Raw genomic sequence first — 20,491 nt, 5'->3', positions numbered from 1 at the left:
GCGCGTGGCTTGCCACTGTTTTTCGCGGATCGCGCACCTATAAAGACCGACATGACCATCCTGCGACGCTGGCTCCGGCGCCCGATCATCCTTGCCGCCGACAATAATGGACCCTGGGGAGGTGGCGGTGACGACAATGCCGGACCGCGCAATCCGTGGTCGGTGCCCCCGGGCGGACGGCGCACCACCGGCAAGCCAACCGCGCTCGACGAATTCCTGAAGAAGGCGCGCGTCAATACCGGCGGTGGTGGCGGCGGCGGCGGCCGCCCGCAGCTGCCGCTCGGCGCCTCGGCGCGGACGTTGTGGATCATCGGCGCGGTGCTGCTGGTCGCGATCTGGCTGCTGCTGACGTCCTTTCACCAGATCGGGCCGCAGCAGCGCGGGGTGGTGACCTATTTCGGCAAATATTCGGGGATGCTCGAGCCCGGCATCCGCGTCACGCTGCCGGCGCCGATCGTCAACGTGACCAAGGTCGACGTCGAGCAGGTGCGCACCGACGAATTCCCGCAGGACGGCGGGGAGACGGTGCTGACCGGCGACCAGAACATCATCGACCTGGCCTATACGGTGCGCTGGCGCGTGTCGGACCCGCGCAACTACGTCTTCGAGATCAAGGATCCGCAGGAGACGGTCCGCGCGACCGCCGAGAGCGCGATGCGCGCGGTGCTGGCGACGACCCGGATGAACGAGGCGATCGGTGCGGGGCGCGGGCTGATCGAGGCGCGCGTGGCGCAGGTCATGCAGCAGATCCTCGACAGCTATCAGGCCGGGGTCCGCGTGCAGGGCGTGTCGATCAAGCAGGCGTCGCCGCCCGCCGCCCTGGTGGACGATTTCAACGCGGTCACGGCCGCGCAGCAGGAAGCGGTCGGCAATCTGAACAACGCGCGCAGCTATTCGCAGCAGGTTGTCGCGCGCGCGCAGGGTGAAGCCGCGGCATTCGACCAGGTCTATGCGCAATATCGCCTGGCGCCCGACGTGACGCGCCGCCGCATGTATTACGAGACGATGGAGGCCGTGCTGGCCAAGACCGACAAGACGATCGTGGAGACGCCCGGTGTGACCCCGTACCTGCCGCTCGATCGCGCCCGCAAGCTCGTCGAGCCGACCGAAAGCCAGGCATCGGGGCCGGGCGCGTCGTCGCCGGCCCCCGCCACGCAGGGAGGGCAGCGCTGATGCAAGGCTGGATGCGCAATCCGATCGCGATCGGGATGATCGCGCTGGTGCTGGCGATCGTTGCGGCGGCGACCTTCGCGATCGTGCCGGAAACGCAGCAGGCGGTGGTCCTGCGGCTCAACAACCCGGTGCGGCTGGTCAATCAGTGGCAGCCGGGCCAGACGATCGGCAACACCGGCGCGGGCGTGATCGCGCGCGTGCCGTTCATCGACAAGATCGTGTGGGTCGACAAGCGCGTGCTCGACGCCGATCTCGACAATACGCTGGTGCTGTCGACCGACCAGTTGCGGCTGAACGTCGACGCCTATGCCCGTTTCCGGATCGTGGATCCGCTGCGCGCGGTGACCTCGACCGGCAGCCTGTCGAACACCGAGGAGCGGGTCGCGGACCAGTTGCGCCCGTTGCTCGGCACCGCGCTGCGCAACGAACTGGGCAAGGTGCCGTTTGCGGTGCTGCTGAGCCCCGAGCGCGCCGACGTGATGGACGCGATCCAGACCTCGCTCCAGCGCTATGCCCGGCAGTACGGTGCGGAGATCGTCGACGTGCGGATCAAGCATGCCGACCTGCCCGAGGGCAGCCCGCTCGACAGCGCGTTGCAGCGGATGCGTACCGCGCGGCAGCAGGAAGCGAACACGATTCGCGCGCAGGGACAGAAGCAGGCGCAGATCGTCCGCGCGGAGGCCGATGCGCAAGCCGCGCGCATCTATGCCGACGCGTTCAGCAAGGACGCGGATTTTTATGATTTCTACCGCGCGATGCAGAGCTATCGCCACACGTTCGGCGCCGATGGCGGTCCGCAGCCGGAAGGTTCGACCAATATCATCATGAGCCCGAACAATGGCTATCTTCGCGCGTTCGAGGGCGGCGGTCGTTAATCCGCGATGAGCGCGGCGTTCATATTCAAACGCCGTTCATCGCGATTGCGGCACAGCAACAGGCGTATTCATCACTTTTCGGATCGGGTGACCAAGAGGACATGAAAACCGTGCGTTATGCTTACGCCCTGACCGGCGCCCTCCTGCTCGGCGGCACTGCGGCGTCCCTGGCGCTCCAGAACCCGGCGACGGCGCAGATCGCGCAGAACGAACCGGGCGCGATCACCGCATCCGCGCCGCGGGCCGGCGCCCCGATGAGCTTCGCCGACATGGTCGCCAAGCTGCAACCGGCGGTGGTGAACATCTCCACGACGCAGAAGGTGACCGTGCAGCAGCAGGCGAACCCGTTCGCGGGAACGCCGTTCGGCGATCTGTTCGGCCAGTTCGGCGGCGGCGGCGGCGGTGGCGCGCCGGTGACGCGCGAGGGCACGTCGCTGGGCTCGGGCTTCCTGATCTCGGCCGACGGCTATGTCGTGACCAACAACCACGTCATCGCGCCGGCCGCGAAGGGCGCGACGGTCGAGTCGATCACGGTAACGCTCCAGGATCGCAAGGAATATAAGGCGAAGCTGATCGGGCGCGACCCGACGTCGGACCTGGCGGTACTCAAGATCACCTCGCCGACCCCGCTGCCGTTCGTCAAGCTGGGCGATTCGAGCCGCGCGCGCGTCGGCGACTGGGTGGTGGCCATCGGTCAGCCGTTCGGGCTGGGCGGGACGGTGACCGCGGGCATCGTCTCGGCGCTGCACCGACAGACCGGCGCAGCGGGTCCGTTCGACACGTTCATCCAGACCGACGCCGCGATCAACCAGGGCAATTCGGGCGGCCCGATGTTCAACCTGAACGGCGAAGTGATCGGCATCAACAGCCAGATCTACTCGCAGTCGGGCGGCAACATCGGCATCGGCTTCGCAATCCCCGCGACCGAGGCGAAGCCGATCCTCGCCACGCTGATGAAGGGCGACACGGTCAAGCGCGGCTATCTGGGCGTCGGCATCCAGCGGATGAACGACGATATCGCCGGCGCGCTGGGCCTGCCCAAGGATCAGGGCGAGATCATCGGCAGTGTCGAGCCGACCGGCCCGGGCGCCAAGGCCGGGCTGCGCGCGGGCGACGTCGTCGTCGCGATCAATGGCCAAGCCGTGACGCCGGAGCGGACGTTGTCGTCGCTGGTCGCGGGTGCCGCGCCGGGGTCGACGATCAAGCTCGACATCATCCGGGCGGGCAAGCGCCAGTCGCTGAACGCGACGGTGGCGACGCGGCCGTCCGACGACCAGTTGGCGGCAATCAACGGCGGTGGTGACGGTGACGACGGGCTGCCCGACGACGATAGCGGCGAGCAGGCGTCGCCGGGGTCGAGCTCGCTCGGCATCGCGGTGCAGCCGCTGACGCCGCAGATCGCGCGCTCGATCGGCGTCGACTCGACCGTGCAGGGCGTGGTCGTGGCGCAGGTCGATCCGTCGAGCGACGCCGGGCAGAAGCTGAAGCGCGGCGACGTGATCTCGGCGGTGAACGCGCAGCCGGTGCGCACCAGCGCCGATGTCGCGCGCGCGGTGGCGGCGGCGAAGGCGGCCGGGCGTCCCTCGGTGCTGTTGAGCGTCACGCGCGGTCGCCAGACCAACGGCTTCATCGCGGTGAAGATCAAGTAACCCGCGTCGACCGGCGCTAGGCAAAGGGGCCGCCGCATCGCATGGTGCGGCGGCCTTTTTTCTTGGGAGGACGTACGTGGCGGACGGTGGGATCCTGATCGGCGCGGGGGAGGGCGGGGCGAACCCGCAGCGGCTGGAACTGGCGCGCGCCAATCGCCACGGGTTGATCGCGGGGGCGACCGGAACCGGCAAGACCGTGACCTTGCAGGGCATCGTCGAGGGTTTTTCGAGCGCGGGTGTCGCGTGCTTCCTGTCCGATGTGAAGGGCGACCTGTCCGGACTGGCGATGCCGGGGTCGGCGACCGCGAAGAACCACGCGGCCTTTGCGGCACGTGCGGCGCAGATCGGTGCCGACGATTGGCGATATATAGCAACGCCGGTGCAGTTCTGGGACCTGTTCGGCGAGCAAGGACACCCGATCCGTACCACGATCAGCGAGATGGGGCCGCTGCTGCTCGCGCGTTTGCTGGGGCTGAACACGGTGCAGGAGGGCGTGCTGTCGATCGCCTTCCATGTCGCGGACGAGGAAGGGCTGCTGCTGCTCGACCTCGACGATCTGCAGGCCATGCTGGCGCATGTCGCGGAGCGCGCGGAGGAGCTGACCACCCGCTACGGCAACGTGTCGAGGCAATCGGTCGGCGCGATCCAGCGCGCGTTGCTGCAATTGCGCGGGCAGGGAGCGGCGAATTTCTTCGGCGAGCCGGCACTGGCGCTGGACGACCTGTTCGGCACCGACGAGCAGGGGCGCGGGCTGGTCAACATCCTGGCCGCCGACAAGCTGATGGCCTCGCCGCAACTCTATTCGACGTTCCTGCTGTGGCTGCTCGGCGAGATATTCGAGCATCTGCCCGAGGTCGGTGATGTCGACAAGCCGAAGCTGTGCTTCTTCTTCGACGAGGCGCATCTGCTGTTCGACGAAGCACCCGATGCGCTGCTCGACCGGATCGAGCAGGTCGTGCGGCTGATCCGCTCGAAGGGCGTCGGTGTTTACTTCATCACGCAGAACCCGATCGACGTGCCCGACAGCGTCGCGGGACAGCTGGGCAACCGTGTCCAGCACAAGCTGAACGCCTTCACCCCGCGCGACCGCAAGGCGGTGCAGGCCGCCGCCGAGACGTTCCGCGCCAATCCGGGAGTCGACGTGGCGACCGCGATCACCGAGCTGCGCACCGGCGAGGCGCTGGTCTCGCTGCTCCAGCCCGATGGCGCGCCGTCCCCGGTGCAGCGCACGCTGATCCGCCCGCCGGCGAGCCGGGTCGGCCCGGTCACGCCCGAGGAGCGGCGCGTGCTGATCGAGACCGATGCGATCGGCACCAGATACGACATGCCGGTCGATCGCGAGTCGGCGGAGGAGATCCTGGCCGCCAGGACGCAGGAAGCGGCGGCGGCGGTCGCGGTGGCGCGCGCGTCGACCGCGGCGGAGAAGGCCGCGGCGGCGCAGGCGAAGGAAGATGCGCGGGCCGCGCGCGAGAAGGAGCGCGCGCGCCGCGCCGCCGAGCGCGATGCGGCGAACGATCCGTGGAACCGCGCGATGACGTCCGCGACGCGTTCGGCATCGTCGGCGGTCGGGCGTGCGGTGGCGAACGAGGTGACGAAGGCGGTGTTCGGGTCGTCGCGGCGCGGCGGCGGCGGCGGCGGATTGCTGGGGCAGGTGGTGCGCGGTGTTTTGGGCGGGTTGCTGCGGCGCTGAACCGCTCCGATGGCCATCTCTCCACCGTTCGTCCTGAACTTGTCGAAGGGCGTGTCGCCGGGCACGTGCTTCGACAGGCTCAGCACGGACGGGACGGGAGGTGGCCGTGTCGCGCGTTTTCCGCTACAGCGCCGCGCATGACGACCGATTACGACCGCCCGCTGCTGACCCCGCCCGACGGGCACAAGAAGGTGCTGCTCCACTCCTGCTGCGCGCCGTGCTCGGGCGAGGTGATGGAGGCGATGACCGCGAGCGGGATCGACTATACGATCTTCTTCTACAATCCCAACATCCACCCCAAGGAAGAATATATCCTGCGCAAGGAGGAGAATATCCGCTTCGCCGAGAAGCACGATATCCCCTTCGTCGACGCCGATTACGACACGGTCAACTGGTTCAAGCGCGCGCGCGGCATGGAGTTCGAGCCCGAGCGGGGCGCGCGGTGCACGATGTGCTTCGACATGCGCTTCGAGCGGACCGCGCTGTATGCGCACGAGCATGGCTTTCCGGTGATCACCTCGTCGCTGGGCATCTCGCGCTGGAAGAACATGGCGCAGATCAACGATTGCGGCGAGCGCGCGGCGGCGCATTATCCCGACATCGCCTATTGGACGTTCAACTGGCGCAAGGGCGGCGGTGCGGCGCGGATGATCGAGATCTCCAAGCGCGAGCATTTCTATCAGCAGGAATATTGCGGCTGCGTCTATTCGCTGCGCGACACGAACGCACACCGGGTGTCGCAGGGGCGCGAGGAGATCCGGATCGGGGAATTGTATTACGGGGACGAGGCCGCGGGGTGAGTTTGTAACGGTGCGTGTCGGGCACGTCCTTCGACAAGCTCAGGACGAAGGGCGGACGGAGGTTGCCCGATCAAAACAACCCCCTTCGCGCTGAGCGTGTCGAAGCACGTGTGCTAGGCGCCGGCCTCTCGCAACAGCAGCGCACCGTCGTCCGCCACCTCCACCGATAGCGCGCCGTAATCCGCGACCGTCCCGTGCGGCGTCTCCAGCCGCGCGTGGTGAGTCGCGGTGATGACCATCACGTCGGCGCCGGCCGCCTCGCCCGCGGCGATGCCGGCAGGGGCGTCTTCCCAGACCAGGCAGTCCGAGGCCGACACGCCCAGCCGCTCGGCGGCGAGCAGGAAGCAATCGGGCGCCGGCTTGCCGCGCGACACGTCGTCGGCAGTCACCATCACCTTGGGCGGGGTCAGCCCCGCGGCGCGCAGCCGCACCTCGGCGAGCGAGCGCGGCGCGGAGGTGACGATCGCCCAGCGATCCGCGGGCAGCGCGGCGACGAACGCCGCCGCGCCTGCGATCTCGACCACGTCGTCGACATCGTCGATCTCGGCCTGCAACAGCGCCTCGAATTCCGCCTGCGGGTCGACGCCGGCGGGCGCGAAGCGGCGGATCGTCTCGATCGCGCGGACGCCGTGCATCACCGCCATCAACGCGTCGACGTCGATGCCGTGGCGGTTCGCCCATGCGGTCCAGGCCCGGATCGCCGAGGGGATGCTGTTGAGCAGCGTCCCGTCCATGTCGAACAGGAAGGCGGCATAGGCGCGCGTCATGCGCGGTTCGCCGCGGAGAGCACCGCACGGACGCTGGCGGTGGCGATGTCGCTGTCGATTCCGACCCCCCAGACCGTTCGTCCGTCGCCGGTGCGACATTCGAGATAGGCGACCGCCTGCGCGGTGGCGCCGTGGCCGATCGCGTGCTCGCTATAGTCGACGACGTCGAGCGCCGGGCCGGTGCTGTCCGCCAGTGCCGCGATCACGCCCGAGATGAGGCCGTTTCCGCGCCCGGAGAGCGAGCGTTCCTCGCCGTCGATCGCGACGCGCCCGACGAACACACGCTCGCCGCTGGTTCCCGTCTCCTCGTAATCGCGCAGGACGAAGCGGTCGGCGCTGGCGGGCAGATAGGCGCGCTCGAACGCGCCCCAGATGTCGGCGGCGTTCAGTTCGCGGCTGCTTTCGTCGGCCAGCGCCTGGACGTGGCGGCTGAAATCGGCCTGCATCCGCTTGGGCAGCTTCAGTCCCTTGTCCTGCTCCAGCACCCAGGCGACGCCGCCCTTGCCGCTCTGCGAATTGACGCGGATGACCGCTTCGTAGCTGCGGCCGAGATCGGCGGGGTCGATCGGCAGGTACGGCACCTCCCACAAGGTGTCGTTGCGCTCGGCCTGCGCGGCGAAGCCTTTCTTGATCGCGTCCTGGTGGCTTCCCGAAAAGGCGGTGAAGACCAGATCGCCGGCGTAGGGCGTGCGTGGATGGACCGGGATGCACGTGGCATATTCGACCGTCTTCACGATCTCGTCGATGTTCGACAGGTCGAGCCGCGGGTCGGTGCCCTGCGTGTACATGTTCAGCGCGACCGTCACGAGGTCGCAATTGCCGGTGCGCTCGCCGTTGCCGAGCAGGCAGCCCTCGACGCGGTCGGCGCCCGCCATCAAGCCCAGTTCGGCCGCGGCGACGCCGGTGCCGCGGTCGTTGTGCGTGTGCAGCGAGATGACCACTGCCTCGCGGTTGGGGATGTTGCGCGCGAACCATTCGATCTGGTCGGCATAGACGTTGGGCGTCGCGCATTCGACGGTTGCGGGCAGGTTGAGGATGATCGGCGCGTCGGCGGTCGGACGCAGCACGTCCATCACCGCGGCACAGACCTCGACCGAGAAATCCAGCTCGGCAGTGGAGAAGGTTTCCGGAGAATATTCGAACTGCCAGCGGGTGTCCGGGCGCTTGGCGGCTTCGTCGCGCAGCACCTTGGCGCCGGCGACCGCGATCGCCTTCACCTCGTCGCGGGTCATGCCGAACACGATCTTGCGCCACGCCGGGCTGACCGCATTGTAGAGGTGGACGATCGCGGTCTTGGCGCCCTCCAGGCTTTCGAAGCTGCGCTCGATCAGGTCGCGGCGCGACTGGGTAAGGACCTGGATCGCGACGTCGTCGGGGATACGCCCGTCTCGAACCAGCCCGCTGATGAAGTCGAACTCGGTCGCGCCGGCGCTGGGGAAGCCGACCTCGATCTCCTTCAGCCCGACCTTGACGAGCAGGTCGAAGAAGCGCGTCTTCTTCTCGGCGTCCATCGGGTCGATCAGCGCCTGGTTGCCGTCGCGCAGGTCGGTCGACAGCCAGCGCGGCGCGCGGGCGATCGTCTGCGACGGCCAGCGGCGGTCGGGCAGGTCGACAGTCGGGAACGGACGATATTTCTGGCTCGGGTCGCGCAGCATGACGGGGCTCTCTTCATCAGGAGCGGAAAGGGAGAGGTGGGATCAGCCCTTAGGCGCGTCGCGCGTGCGATGCACGCGTCGGAAGGGTCGCGCCTAAGGGCGCGTAAGTCGCAGAAGGAGGGCCAGCCGGCGCGTCATTGGCGCCATCCGTAGCGCGGGCGGTGTCCCGCTGTCCAGCGCGCGTCGCAAGTTCATGAATTTACAACGCTTCACCGCGCATGGTCGCCGGCATGTCGGATGCTTCGCTGTTGCAGATCGTTTATATCAGTTCCGTGGTCGGTGCGGTCGATACCGCGTCGATCCTTGCCGTCTCGCGGCGCAACAATCGCCGCGACGGGCTGACCGGGCTGCTCTACGCCGACGGGCGCCGGTTCCTGCAGGTGCTGGAGGGAGAGCCGGCGGCGCTGGAGCGGACGCTGGAGCGGATCACCGCCGATCCGCGGCACCGCGCGGTCGTGATCCTGTCGTGCCGCGACATCGCCGCGCGCGAGTTCGGCGAGTGGGCGATGGCCGAGCGGGTGGCGGGTGTCGCGGGCGATGCGATGGTGGCGCAGGTCCAGGCGCTGATCGCCGGGGCGGCACCGGCGGTGCGCGCGACCTTCGACGGCTTCGTGCAACTGCGCCGCGCCGCCTGACGCGGCCGCTTGCACGCGGCGCGGATCGCGGCGATACCCTTGCCCGGGAACGAGGGGAGAGGGCGATGCGCACGGTGATGCTGCTGGCGGCGGCGCTGACGATCGGGGCGGGCGCTGCATCGGCGCAACAGGCCGGCACGGGCGAATATGGCCCGGCGCTGCGGCGGATGGTGACCGAGGCGGCGGCGGGCCGCTGTCCGGCCGACCTGATGGCCGAACCGTTGCTGTCGGCCTGTCGCAACCAGATGGCGCAGATGGGGCCGGCGCTCGCCGCGCTCGGCGCGGTCGAGGGCGTGTCGTTCGTGAAGGCCGAGGCGCACGACGACGCCGGGAACGGCGGGCGGGTCGAGACCTATGCGGTGAAATATGCCGGCGGCAAAACGACGATCTGGAGCATCGGCAACCGCCAAGACGGCAAGTTCACCACCGCCTATACCCTGGGCCAGTGAGCGCCGGCCCCCGTGGCGGGGGCCGGACGGTGGCGGTCAGGCGGTGAAGGCGGCCTGCACGGTGAGCTTGACGTTGTCGGAGACGACCGGCGCGGCATAGCCGAGGCCGAAATCGCTGCGCTTGATCGTGCCGGTGCCGGTGAAGCCGAAATTCGCCTTCTTGCTCATCGGGTTGGTGCCCGCGCCGACAAAGGTGACGTCGAGCGAGACGGGCTTGGTCACCCCCTTGATCGTCAGATTGCCGTTCAGCGTCGCGCGCGTCGCACCGCGCGGCGTGACCGAGGTCGAGACGAAGCGCGCGGTCGGGTTGGCGGCGGCGTCGAAGAAGTCGGCGGACTTCAGGTGCTTGGCGAACGGTGCGGCAGTCACCGACAGGTCGTCGATCGCGAAGGTGACGTCGACCTTGGTCGCTGCGACGTTCTTGGGATCGATCGTGATCGACCCGCCCTGCGCGCCGAACTGCCCCTGAAGCATCGAGAAGCCCATGTGGTTGACCTCCCACGTCACCTGGGTGTGCGCGGGGTCGACCTGGTAGGTGCCGGCGGCGACGCGCGACGCCTGCGGCTGGCCGGGCTGCTGCGGCGTGGTGGCGAGCTGCGCGGCGGCGGGGACGGCGAGCGTGGCGGCAAGCGCGGCGGCGATGAACGGACGCATGTTATTGATCCTCCTGTTGTGCGCGCGTTGCACCACAGATTCGCGTCGCTGCGAAGACGCCGCGCACGAAACGCTCTATTTCGCGATGCCGGTCAATCGCCGTCGTCGGTCGGGCCACCCGCCGGAGTGATGTCGAAGCGGATCCGCACCCATGCGCCGATCAGCTCGGTGCCGCCCTTGCGTGGCGGGCGCACGAGGAACTGCCATGCCGCCTGCCGCAGAGCGCGACCGATCCCGGAACCGGGCGACTCGCCCAGCTCGCGGCAATCCTCGACATGGAAACGCGGCGCGGTGCGGCACGCGACCATGCCCCAGCCGGTCTTCCCGCGCGGCATGTACGGCTCGGTTTCGGCCCGCGATGGGCGGCGATACCATTCGGCGGCGTACAGCGGCTCGCCGCCCGGCCCGAGCCCGACCGTCTGCGTATCGTCGCCGCGCCCGCTGTCGCCGCGGCCGGTGGCCGGCGGGCCGGCGGTGCCCTTGATCGTGCCGATGTCGGAGGCGGCGTAATCGGCGCGGTTGAGGATCATGACGCCGGGCAGGTGCAGCGGCTGTTCGGGCAGCGGCGGCACGGGCACCGGGCGGGCGGTGACGGCGCGGGGCGGCGTGATCTCGCTGCGCGCCGGCGCGGCCTGCTGCCGCTGCGTCTTCTGCGTGGTGGATTTCTCCGGCCGCGCCCCTTCGCTGCGGACGTCGAAGGTGGTCAGCCGGCGTCCGTCGCCGAAGTCGCCGCGCACCACGCCGCCCATCGTCAGCAGCGCGATGATGATCGCAGCGGCGATGCCGACCGCCAGCAGCGTCGACACGATCCGGCTGCCCGCATCCTGGCGGGTCCGGTACGACGAAGCTCGGTACGTCGCCGCCCGCATGACGGCGCGCCTACATCAGCGCGGAGAGGGCGGCAATCGCGATGACGTGACGCCCGCCAGCGCGGCGGTGACCGCCCCCTCGCCGGCGGGCTCGGCAGGGCGTAGCGCCAGCGCGACGGGCAAGCCGGGATCGGCAGCGGCGGCGGCGACCTTCAGCAGTGCGGCGACCTGATCGGCGGCGCCGGCGGGGCGTGCGAAGCGCATCCAGTCGAGAATGCGCTGCCGCGCCTGCGCCGGCGGCAGATCGAGTCCGACGAGGAAATAGGCGTCCGGCCATTCGCCGGCGAGCGCCAGCGCCAGCGCGAGGTTCTGGCGGGTGCGTGCATCGGCGCCGGGCACGCGCATCGCGGCCATCAGCACCTCGACCCCGCGCGCGGGTTGACCCGCCAGCGCCAGCGCCAGTCCGCGATCGGCGGAGGGCATCAGCGCGGCATAACGCGACAGCGCGTCCAGTGCCGCCGCGTTCTGTCCGCTGGCGATCAGCGCGAGCGTGAGGTGCAGCGCGGTTGCGCCGTCGGCCTGCCGCAGCGCCAATGTGTCCGCGAACGCCTGCGCCGCCGAGCGGAAGCGTCCCGCGCGGAGATAGGCGATGCCGAGCAGCGCCCGACGATCGCCGTCGTTGCCGTCGATCTGCACCGCCCGTTCGGCGTGCGTGATCGCGACCGTCCAGCGCCGCTGGCGAAACGCGCGCCGTGCCGCGGCGACGTCATCCGCCCCCGACGCGGCGGCGACATGCTGGCGACCGAGGTGGAGCGGCAGCAGCGAGCAGCCCGGTGCCGTGGTGGCGAGCAGCAGCAGCACGCCGGTGCGAAGCATCGCGCGCGGCATCAGACCGTCACCCGCCGGCCGAAGCTGTGCGCGGTCGCGCGCACCGCGCCGTGCGTGCCCGCGGCGAACACGGTGCGGCGGAAATTCTTCTCCAGACGGTCGGAGACATAGGACCATAACGCCGCGATCTCGGCGGCGGCGCGTCCGGCGGGGTCGACCTCCATGACGGTGCGCCCGTCGGCCATCGACGCGGCATAATCGGTCCGCTGGTGAACGGTGATCGGCGCCACCGTGCCGTGCTGCGACAAGGCGATCGCGGTGTCGCTGGTGATTCGTGCGTGCGGCGTCGCGGCGTTGACGACGAACAGCAAGGGCTTGCCCGAGCGTTCGCAGAGCTCGACGGTGCCGCCGACCGCGTGCAGGTCGTGCGGGCTGGGGCGGGTCGGCACGACGATCAGTTCCGCCAGATGGATCGCGGCCTGGATCGCGACGGTCAGCGCCGGGGGCGTGTCGATCACCGCCAGCCTCACGCCCTGTTCGCGCAAGGTGTCGAGGTCAGGGGCGAGCCGAGCGGTGCCGGTCGGGGCGAAGGCCGGCGGCTGCTGCCCGCGCGCCGCCGCCCAGTCGGCGAGCGTTCCCTGCGGATCGAGGTCGAGCAGCGCGACCGGTCCTGCGCCGGCGCGCTCCGCCTGCACCGCCAGATGCCCGGCGAGCGTGGTCTTGCCCGAGCCGCCCTTCTGCGATGCCACCGCGAGTACGCGCATGTCGGTGCCGATGTCCCCCGTTGATCCGCCCGGCTCACCTGCCATGCGGACGGTGGAGGAAGGGTTAACGACGTTGCGTCACATTACCCATTCGGCACGCGGCACGCCTTGCGCCCACAGCAGCGCGGTCAGATCGCCGTGTTCGATGCGGGCCGCCGCCGCGGCGGCCACGATCGGCTTGGCGCGGTAGGCGACGCCCAGCCCGGCGACCTCGATCATCGCCAGGTCGTTCGCACCGTCGCCGACCGCCAGCGTCGCCGCCTCGCTCAGCCCCAGCGCCGTGCGCGTGTCGAGCAGCGTGGTGCGCTTGGTCTGCGCGCCGACGATCGGGCGGGCGACCGTGCCCGAGAGTGCGTCGCCGTCGATCTCCAGCACGTTGGCGATCGCGCGGTCGAAGCCGATCTCGGCGGCGACCGGCTCGGCGAAGCGCGTGAACCCGCCGGAAACCAGCACCGCGCTCGCCCCCCACGCCCGCATCGTGCGGACCAGTTCGCGGGCGCCGGGCATCAGCGTGACCCGTTCGGCGCGGCACGTGTCGATCACGCCGGCGTCGAGGCCCTTGAGCAAGGCGACGCGCGCGTCGAGCGCGCCCTCGAAATCCAGCTCGCCGCGCATCGCCGCCTCGGTGATCGCGGCGATCTTCGGCTTGAGGCCGGCATAGTCGGCGAGCTCGTCGATGCACTCGACCGTGATCATCGTCGAATCCATGTCGGCGACCAGCAGCATCTTTCGGCGGCCGTCGCGCGGCTGGACGACCACGTCGACGCGCTCGAACGCGCCCTCCAGTGCGGCGCGGGCGCCGGCGGGGGCGAGCCCGAAGTGCCAGTCGGCGGCGTCGCCCTCGTCGATCCACGCCATCGTCGTCGGCGCGCAGCCCGCGGCGGCGAGGCGGCGTTGCGCGTCGGCCATGATGTTGGGCGTCAGCCGCCCTGCTGCTATCAGCGTCGCCGTGAACATGCCTAACCCCGCCCAGCTCCAGGACCTGCCAAGGCTGGCGCTCATCGCAGGGCCGACCGCCAGCGGCAAGAGCGCGCTGGCGATCGAACTGGCCGAGCGGATCGGCGGGGTGGTCATCAATGCCGACGCGAGCCAAGTATATCAGGACCTTAGGGTGCTGTCGGCACGGCCTTCCGTGGCGGACGAGGCGCGGGTGCCGCACCGGCTGTTCGGCCATGTCGACGGGGCGGAAGCGTGCTCGGCGGCACGTTGGGCGGCGGATGCGGCGATCGAGGTGCGGCAGGCGCACGATGCCGGGCGGGTGCCGGTGCTGGTCGGTGGGACCGGATTGTATATCCGCACGCTGCTGGACGGGATCGCGCCGGTGCCGGAGATCGACCGCGCGGTGCGCGAGGAGGTCCGAAAATACCCGGTCGCGGACGCTTATCACGCGCTGTTGAGGGAGGACCGGGACGCCGCGGTGCGCCTGAATCCGCGCGATACGACGCGCGTGGCGCGCGCGCTGGAAGTCGTGCGATCGACCGGGCGTCCGCTCGCCGCGTGGCAGGCGGAGCGGGTCGGGGGAATCGGCGGCAGCGTCGACGTGCGCGGGCTGGTGCTGCTGCCCGATCGCGAGACGCTGGTCGCGCGGTGCGACGCGCGGCTGGAAGCGATGTTCGACGGCGGCGGGGTGGAGGAGGTCGCGGCGCTGCTCGCGCGCCAAGACGTGCCCGCCGACGCGCCGGTGCGGCGCGCGATCGGGGTGCCCGAAGTGGCCGCGATGCTGGCGGGAGACATGTCGCGCGAGGCCGCGCTGGCAGCCGCGCAGCTCGCCACGCGGCGTTATGCCAAGCGACAATATACGTGGTTTCGCAACCAGATGCCGTCGACGTGGCGATGCTGCACCGCACCGGACTTGCAATTTTATTTCTCCCAAAGCGGTTGACGCGTAACTTTCTATGCCGTAGCGCGCCCCGACCCGGCGAGCTAAAGCGTTCGCCTGTCCAATTCCGAGGAGACGTGACGTGACCGAGAAGAGCGGAGCAGACATCCTGGTCGAGGCGCTGTGCGATCTCGGCGTGGAGGTCGTGTTCGGCTATCCGGGCGGTGCCGTCCTGCCGATCTACGACGCCTTGTTCCGGAATTCCGTCGAGAGAGGTGGGCGGATCAAGCATATCCTGGTGCGCCACGAACAGGCGGCGACCCATGCGGCGGAGGGCTATGCGCGCTCCACGGGCAAGCCCGGCGTCGTGCTGGTCACCAGCGGCCCCGGCGCGACCAATGCCGTGACCGGAATCACCGACGCGCTGCTCGATTCGATCCCGATGGTCGTCATCACCGGACAGGTGCCGACCGCGCTGATCGGCTCCGACGCGTTCCAGGAGGCGGACACGGTCGGCATCACGCGCCACTGCACCAAGCACAATTACCTGGTGAAGGATCCGGCGCGGCTCGGCCCCGTCATCCACGAGGCGTTCCATATCGCGACCTCCGGCCGTCCCGGCCCGGTCGTGGTCGACATCCCCAAGGACGTGCAGGTCGCGACCGCGCGCTACACCAAGCCCGGCCCGATCCAGCACAAGACCTATCGCCCGCAGATCAAGGCCGACCGCGCCGCGATCGAGCAGGTCGTCGACATGCTGGCCGCCGCCGAGCGCCCGGTCCTCTATACGGGCGGCGGGATCATCAATTCCGGTCCGGCGGCGTCGCAGCTGTTGCAGGAACTGGCGCGGATCACCGGCGCGCCGGTCACCTCGACGCTGATGGGGCTGGGCGCCTATCCGGCCAGCGGCCCGCTGTGGCTGGGGATGCTGGGGATGCACGGCACCTATGAAGCGAACATGGCGATGAACCAGGCCGATCTGGTCGTCGCGATCGGATCGCGCTTCGACGATCGCGTCACCGGCCGCCTCGATGCCTTTTCGCCGAACAGCCGCAAGGTGCACATCGACATCGACCGGTCGAGCATCAACAAGACCGTCCGCATCGATCTCGCCATCGTTGCGGACGCCGGTCACGCGATGGAGGACATGGTGCGGGTGTGGAAGGCACGCCAGCATCCGAAGCCCGACACGACCGAGTGGCAGCGCCGCATCGAGGGCTGGCGGGCGGTGCGCTGCCTCGACTTCCCCGAGGACGGCACCGCGATCATGCCGCAGCGGGCGGTGCGCGCGCTGTACGACGCCACGCATCACCGCCAGCCGATCATCACCACCGAGGTCGGCCAGCACCAGATGTGGGCCGCGCAGCATTTCGGCTTCGATCTGCCGAACAAGTGGCTGACCAGCGGCGGGCTCGGCACGATGGGCTACGGCCTGCCCGCCGCGATCGGCGCGCAGCTGGGCAACCCCAACGCGCTCGTCATCGACATCGCCGGCGAAGCGTCGATCCAGATGAACATCCAGGAACTGGCGACGGCGGCGCAATATCGCCTGCCGGTCAAGGTGTTCATCCTGAACAACGAATATATGGGGATGGTCCGCCAGTGGCAGGAACTGACCTATGAGAGCCGCTATGCCGAAAGCTATTCGGACTCGCTGCCCGATTTCGTGAAGCTGGCCGAGGCGTACGGCTGGAAGGGCATCCGCATCGAGCGGCCCGACCAGCTGGAGGCCGGAATCGCGGAGATGCTGGCGCATGACGGGCCGGTGATGGTCGATTGCATGGTGGCGAAGCTCGCCAATTGCTTCCCGATGATCCCGTCGGGTGCCGCGCACACCGACATGATCCTGCAGGCCAACGAGGTCAGCGGCACGATGGACGACGAGGCCAAGGCGCTGGTGTAAAAACCGTCACCCCAGCGAAAGCTGGGGTCTCGTGCCACAGCAAGTTCCCCACAACAGGGAGATCCCAGCGTTCGCTGGGATGACGTGAGATGCATATCCGTGAAGAGAAAGCCGAACGCCACACGCTGGCGGTGATCGTCGACAACGAGCCGGGCATCCTGGCGCGGATCGCCGGGCTGTTCACCGCGCGCGGCTATAATATCGAGAGCCTGACGGTCAGCGAGATCACCGTCGACAAGGCGGTCAGCCGGATCACGATCGTGACCAGCGCCAGCCCCGCGATGCTGGAGCAGATCGTGGCGCAGCTCGACCGCCTGGTGCCCGTCCACCGCGTTCACGACCTGACCGCCGAGGGCGACCACGTGGAGCGCGAGCTGGCGCTGGTGAAGGTGCGCGGCACCGGGGATCACCGGATCGAGGCGCTGCGGCTGGCGGAGGTGTACCGCGCGCGCGTGGTCGATGCGACGACCAGCAGCTTCGTGTTCGAGGTGACGGGCGGGTCGAGCAAGATCGACAAGTTCGTCGAGCTGATGGGCGAGGTGGGCCTGATCGAAGTCGCGCGCACCGGCATCGTCGCCATCGCGCGCGGCAAGGACGCGGCGTAACAAGGTTCGTCACTTCATTATTTAACCGTCACCCCGGCGCAGGCCGGCGTCCAGAACCACACGCGCCGCCGTCCGCGGCTCTGGATCCCGGCCTTCGCCGGGATGACGATCGGCAAAGAGGAAAAGGGAATATGAAGGTCTATTACGATCGCGACGCCGATCTGAACCTGGTCACCGGCAAGAAGATCGCCATCGTCGGCTATGGCTCGCAGGGGCACGCGCATGCGCAGAACCTGCGCGATTCCGGCGTCGCCGAGATCGCGATCGCGCTGCGCGAAGGCTCGGCGACCGCCAAGAAGGCCGAGGGCGCGGGCTTCAAGGTGATGTCGACGGCCGAGGCGGCGGCATGGGCCGACATCCTGATGATCCTGGCGCCGGACGAGCATCAGGCCGCGATCTACGACCAGGACATCAAGGGCCGGATGAAGCCGGGCAGCGCGCTGGCCTTCGCGCACGGCCTCAACGTCCACTTCGGGCTGATCGAGCCGCCGGCGGACATCGACGTCATCATGATCGCGCCGAAGGGCCCGGGCCACACTGTCCGCTCGGAATATGTGCGCGGCGGCGGCGTGCCGTGCCTGATCGCGATCCACCAGGACGCCAGCGGCAACGCGCATGACGTCGCGCTGGCCTACGCCAGCGGCGTGGGCGGCGGGCGCTCGGGGATTATCGAGACGAACTTCAAGGAAGAATGCGAGACCGACCTGTTCGGTGAGCAGGCAGTGCTGTGCGGCGGCGTGACCCACCTGATCCAGGCCGGGTTCGAGACGCTGGTCGAGGCGGGCTATGCGCCGGAGATGGCGTATTTCGAGTGCCTGCACGAGACGAAGCTGATCGTCGACCTGCTGTACGAGGGCGGGATCGCCAACATGCGCTACTCGATCTCGAACACCGCCGAATACGGCGACATCGTGACCGGTCCGCGGATCATCACCGACGAGACGAAGAAGGAGATGAAGCGCGTGCTGGCCGACATCCAGTCGGGTCGGTTCGTGAAGAACTTCGTGCTCGACAACCGTGCGGGCCAGCCGGAGCTGAAGGCGGCGCGCAAGGCGGCGGCGGCGCACCAGATCGAGAAGACCGGTGCGGAACTGCGCGCGATGATGCCATGGATCGGCGCGAACAAGCTGGTGGACAAGGAAAAGAACTGATCGCAGGGCGGCGGGGCGCAGCGAAAGCTGCACCCCGACTCGCCCAAGATCGGCCGGCGCGGCCGAGCCGGCCCACCGGGCACGGCTTGGCCGGGTCCGACGGGCCGGCGGATGGGCAAGAGCCACACTACTCACCCCGTTCGTGCTGAGCCTGTCGAAGCACGTGCCCAGAGCGGCGCGCCCGGAACACGCACTTCGACAAGCTCAGTGCGAACGGAGAAGGGAGCGGTTCGGACGGCCGCGGATCCTACCGCACCCGTTCCGCCACCAACGTCTCCACCACCGACGGATCGGCGAGCGTCGAGGTGTCGCCCAGGCTCCCCGTGTCGTCCTCGGCGATCTTGCGCAGGATGCGCCGCATGATCTTGCCCGAGCGGGTCTTGGGCAGGCCGGGCGCGAATTGCAGCGCGTCGGGCGTCGCGATCGGGCCGATCTCCGCGCGCACCCATTGCCGCAACTCGGCGCGCAGCTCCTCGGACGGCTCGACCCCGGAATTGAGCGTCACGAACGCGTAGATGCCCTGACCCTTCACCTCGTGCGGCATTCCGACCACCGCCGCTTCGGCGACCTTGGCGTGCGCGACGAGCGCCGATTCGACCTCGGCGGTGCCCATGCGGTGTCCCGACACGTTGATGACGTCGTCGACGCGGCCGGTGATCCAGTAATAGCCGTCCGCATCGCGCCGGCAGCCGTCGCCGGTGAAGTACTTCCCCGGATAGGTGCTGAAATAGGTCTGGAAGAAGCGCTCGTGGTCGCCCCAGACGGTGCGCATCATCCCGGGCCATGCGTCGGTGATGCACAGATTGCCCTCGGTCGCGCCGTCCAGCACCTGGCCCTCGGCATCGACGATCTGTGGGCACACGCCCGGTAGCGGCTTCGTCGCCGATCCGGGCTTCAGGTCGGTGGCATAGGGCAGGGGAGAAATCAGGATGCCGCCGGTCTCGGTCTGCCACCACGTATCGACGACCGGGCAGCGCCCGCCGCCCACGACGCGGTGGTACCAGGTCCACGCCTCCGGGTTGATCGGCTCGCCGACCGTGCCGAGCAGCCGCAGCGAGCCGCGGTCGTGCTTCGTCACCCAGCTGTCACCCTCGCGCATCAGCGCGCGGATCGCGGTCGGCGCGGTGTAGAGAATGTTGACCCCCAGCCGGTCCACCGTCTCCCACAGTCGCCCGTGGTCGGGATAGTTGGGGACGCCATCGAACATCACGGTCGTCGCACCGTTCGCCAGCGGGCCGTAGACGACATAGCTGTGCCCGGTGACCCAGCCGATGTCGGCGGTGCACCAATAGACCTCGCCGTCGCGGTAATCGAACACGTCCCGGAACGTCTTGGTCACCCACAGCAGATAGCCGCCGGTGGTGTGGAGCACGCCCTTCGGCTTGCCGGTCGAGCCGGAGGTATAGAGGATGAAGAGCGGATCCTCGGCGTTCATCGCCTCCGGCGCGCACGTGTCGTCGACCCCCTCCAGCGCGTCGTGGAGCCAGAGGTCGCGGCCCGCGGTCATCGCGACGTCGCCGCCGGTGCGGCGGATGACCAGGACATGCTCGACGCCGGGGCAATCGGCGACCGCCTTGTCGACATTGGCCTTGAGCGGGATGCGCTTGCCGCCGCGACAGCCTTCGTCGGCGCAGATCACCAGTTTCGAATCGCAATCCTGGATGCGGTTGGCGAGGCTGTCGGGCGAGAAGCCGCCGAACACGATCGAGTGGATCGCGCCGATCCGCGTGCAGGCGAGCATCGCCGCCGCTGCCTCGGCGATCATCGGCAGGTAGAGCGTGACGCGGTCGCCCTTGGCCACCCCCAGCTTCTTGAGGACGTTGGCGAAGCGGCACATCTCGCGGTGCAACTCGCGATAGGTGAGCGTCCTGGTTTCGCCGGGTTCGTCGCCTTCCCAGACGATCGCGACCTGGTCGCCGCGCGTCGCCAAATGGCGATCGACGCAATTGGCCGAGACGTTGAGTTCGCCGTCCGCGAACCAGCGGATGCGGAAGTCGGCCTCGGCGAACGACGTGTCCTTCACCTGCGTGAAGGGCGTGATCCAGTCGAGCCGGCTCGCCTCCTGGCGCCAGAAGCCGTCCGGATCGTCGACCGAACGCTGCCACGCCGCCTCGGCCTGCGCGCGATCGATGCTGTCGGTGGTGCCCGTCGGGGCCGGGTACGTGCTGTCGCTCATGCCGCTCTCCTGTGCGGATGCCGATGCCGTCAGAGAGGGCGGGGGGTCAAGACGGCGACAGCTAGCCAGCGCCGAAATGCTGTCCTATA

General features: G+C 69.1%; 19 protein-coding genes. 11 read left to right on the top strand and 8 right to left on the bottom strand.

Features of this window, described 5'->3' with window-relative positions:
* Positions 1–51: 51 nt before the first annotated feature.
* The 5 genes from J2Y58_RS04255 (at position 52) to J2Y58_RS04235 (ending at position 6,187) form a co-directional block, all read left to right on the top strand.
* Positions 52–1,173 (top strand): protease modulator HflK, encoded by a 1,122-nt coding sequence (locus tag J2Y58_RS04255; protein WP_310099121.1) that lies wholly within the window; start codon positions 52–54, stop codon positions 1,171–1,173.
* Complete coding sequence (locus tag J2Y58_RS04250; protein ID WP_310099118.1) at positions 1,173–2,048, top strand: protease modulator HflC; 876 nt, start codon at positions 1,173–1,175, stop codon at positions 2,046–2,048. The genes J2Y58_RS04255 and J2Y58_RS04250 overlap by 1 nt, the downstream gene beginning before the upstream one ends.
* A gap of 110 nt (positions 2,049–2,158) precedes the next feature.
* On the top strand, positions 2,159–3,697 hold the full coding sequence (locus tag J2Y58_RS04245) for a Do family serine endopeptidase (RefSeq protein WP_310099612.1): 1,539 nt from the start codon (positions 2,159–2,161) through the stop codon (positions 3,695–3,697).
* Between the two features lie 76 nt (positions 3,698–3,773).
* Entirely contained in the window at positions 3,774–5,387 is a 1,614-nt protein-coding gene (locus J2Y58_RS04240; RefSeq protein WP_310099116.1) for a helicase HerA-like domain-containing protein, read from the top strand.
* Positions 5,388–5,524: 137 nt separating this feature from the next.
* The gene (locus J2Y58_RS04235) at positions 5,525–6,187 is read left to right on the top strand and encodes an epoxyqueuosine reductase QueH (protein ID WP_310099113.1); all 663 of its coding nucleotides are present in this window, start codon (positions 5,525–5,527) and stop codon (positions 6,185–6,187) included.
* 113 nt (positions 6,188–6,300) lie between these two features.
* Here J2Y58_RS04235 and J2Y58_RS04230 read toward each other — a convergent pair whose 3' ends face one another.
* A complete protein-coding gene (locus J2Y58_RS04230) occupies positions 6,301–6,954 on the bottom strand; it encodes an HAD-IA family hydrolase (RefSeq protein ID WP_310099111.1) in 654 nt (217 codons plus the stop codon).
* Positions 6,951–8,609, bottom strand: coding sequence for a 2-isopropylmalate synthase (gene leuA / locus J2Y58_RS04225; protein ID WP_310099108.1), 1,659 nt, complete (start codon positions 8,607–8,609; stop codon positions 6,951–6,953). Before leuA ends, J2Y58_RS04230 begins: the two co-directional genes overlap by 4 nt.
* A 230-nt stretch (positions 8,610–8,839) precedes the next feature.
* Between leuA and J2Y58_RS04220 the strand changes: the two genes are divergently transcribed.
* Both J2Y58_RS04220 and J2Y58_RS04215 read left to right on the top strand, forming a co-directional pair.
* A complete protein-coding gene (locus J2Y58_RS04220; RefSeq protein WP_310099107.1) occupies positions 8,840–9,244 on the top strand; it encodes a BLUF domain-containing protein in 405 nt (134 codons plus the stop codon).
* A 65-nt stretch (positions 9,245–9,309) separates the two neighbouring features.
* A complete protein-coding gene (locus J2Y58_RS04215) occupies positions 9,310–9,693 on the top strand; it encodes a hypothetical protein (protein ID WP_310099105.1) in 384 nt (127 codons plus the stop codon).
* A 36-nt stretch (positions 9,694–9,729) separates the two neighbouring features.
* Here the strand turns inward: J2Y58_RS04215 and J2Y58_RS04210 are convergent, their stop codons facing one another.
* From J2Y58_RS04210 to serB, 5 genes are all read right to left on the bottom strand, one after another.
* Positions 9,730–10,347, bottom strand: coding sequence for a YceI family protein (locus J2Y58_RS04210; protein ID WP_310099102.1), 618 nt, complete (start codon positions 10,345–10,347; stop codon positions 9,730–9,732).
* Positions 10,348–10,439: 92 nt separating this feature from the next.
* Positions 10,440–11,216 (bottom strand): hypothetical protein, encoded by a 777-nt coding sequence (locus J2Y58_RS04205; protein WP_310099100.1) that lies wholly within the window; start codon positions 11,214–11,216, stop codon positions 10,440–10,442.
* 15 nt (positions 11,217–11,231) lie between these two features.
* On the bottom strand, positions 11,232–12,032 hold the full coding sequence (locus tag J2Y58_RS04200; protein WP_310099098.1) for a hypothetical protein: 801 nt from the start codon (positions 12,030–12,032) through the stop codon (positions 11,232–11,234).
* An 11-nt stretch (positions 12,033–12,043) separates the two neighbouring features.
* On the bottom strand, positions 12,044–12,748 hold the full coding sequence (locus J2Y58_RS04195) for a ParA family protein (protein WP_310099608.1): 705 nt from the start codon (positions 12,746–12,748) through the stop codon (positions 12,044–12,046).
* 78 nt (positions 12,749–12,826) lie between these two features.
* Complete coding sequence (gene serB / locus J2Y58_RS04190) at positions 12,827–13,705, bottom strand: phosphoserine phosphatase SerB (RefSeq protein ID WP_310099096.1); 879 nt, start codon at positions 13,703–13,705, stop codon at positions 12,827–12,829.
* Here serB and miaA point away from each other — a divergent pair.
* From miaA to ilvC, 4 genes are all read left to right on the top strand, one after another.
* Positions 13,704–14,630 (top strand): tRNA (adenosine(37)-N6)-dimethylallyltransferase MiaA, encoded by a 927-nt coding sequence (gene miaA, locus J2Y58_RS04185; protein WP_310099094.1) that lies wholly within the window; start codon positions 13,704–13,706, stop codon positions 14,628–14,630. The two genes, serB and miaA, sit on opposite strands and share 2 nt — an antisense overlap.
* 79 nt (positions 14,631–14,709) lie before the next feature.
* Positions 14,710–16,470 (top strand): acetolactate synthase 3 large subunit, encoded by a 1,761-nt coding sequence (locus tag J2Y58_RS04180; RefSeq protein ID WP_310099093.1) that lies wholly within the window; start codon positions 14,710–14,712, stop codon positions 16,468–16,470.
* 89 nt (positions 16,471–16,559) lie between these two features.
* Positions 16,560–17,075 (top strand): acetolactate synthase small subunit, encoded by a 516-nt coding sequence (ilvN, locus tag J2Y58_RS04175; protein WP_310099091.1) that lies wholly within the window; start codon positions 16,560–16,562, stop codon positions 17,073–17,075.
* Between the two features lie 131 nt (positions 17,076–17,206).
* Complete coding sequence (gene ilvC, locus J2Y58_RS04170) at positions 17,207–18,226, top strand: ketol-acid reductoisomerase (RefSeq protein WP_310099088.1); 1,020 nt, start codon at positions 17,207–17,209, stop codon at positions 18,224–18,226.
* 247 nt (positions 18,227–18,473) lie between these two features.
* Here ilvC and acs read toward each other — a convergent pair whose 3' ends face one another.
* Positions 18,474–20,402 carry an acetate--CoA ligase gene (gene acs, locus J2Y58_RS04165; protein ID WP_310099086.1) on the bottom strand — a complete coding sequence of 643 codons (1,929 nt, stop codon included), beginning with the start codon at positions 20,400–20,402 and terminating at the stop codon, positions 18,474–18,476.
* Positions 20,403–20,491: the final 89 nt, after the last annotated feature.

It is taken from the genome of Sphingomonas sp. BE138 (assembly GCF_031456125.1).
Lineage (GTDB): Bacteria > Pseudomonadota > Alphaproteobacteria > Sphingomonadales > Sphingomonadaceae > Sphingomonas.
The sequence above is the reverse complement of the archived record's forward strand: the minus strand, read 5'-3'. Positions and strand labels throughout refer to the sequence as shown.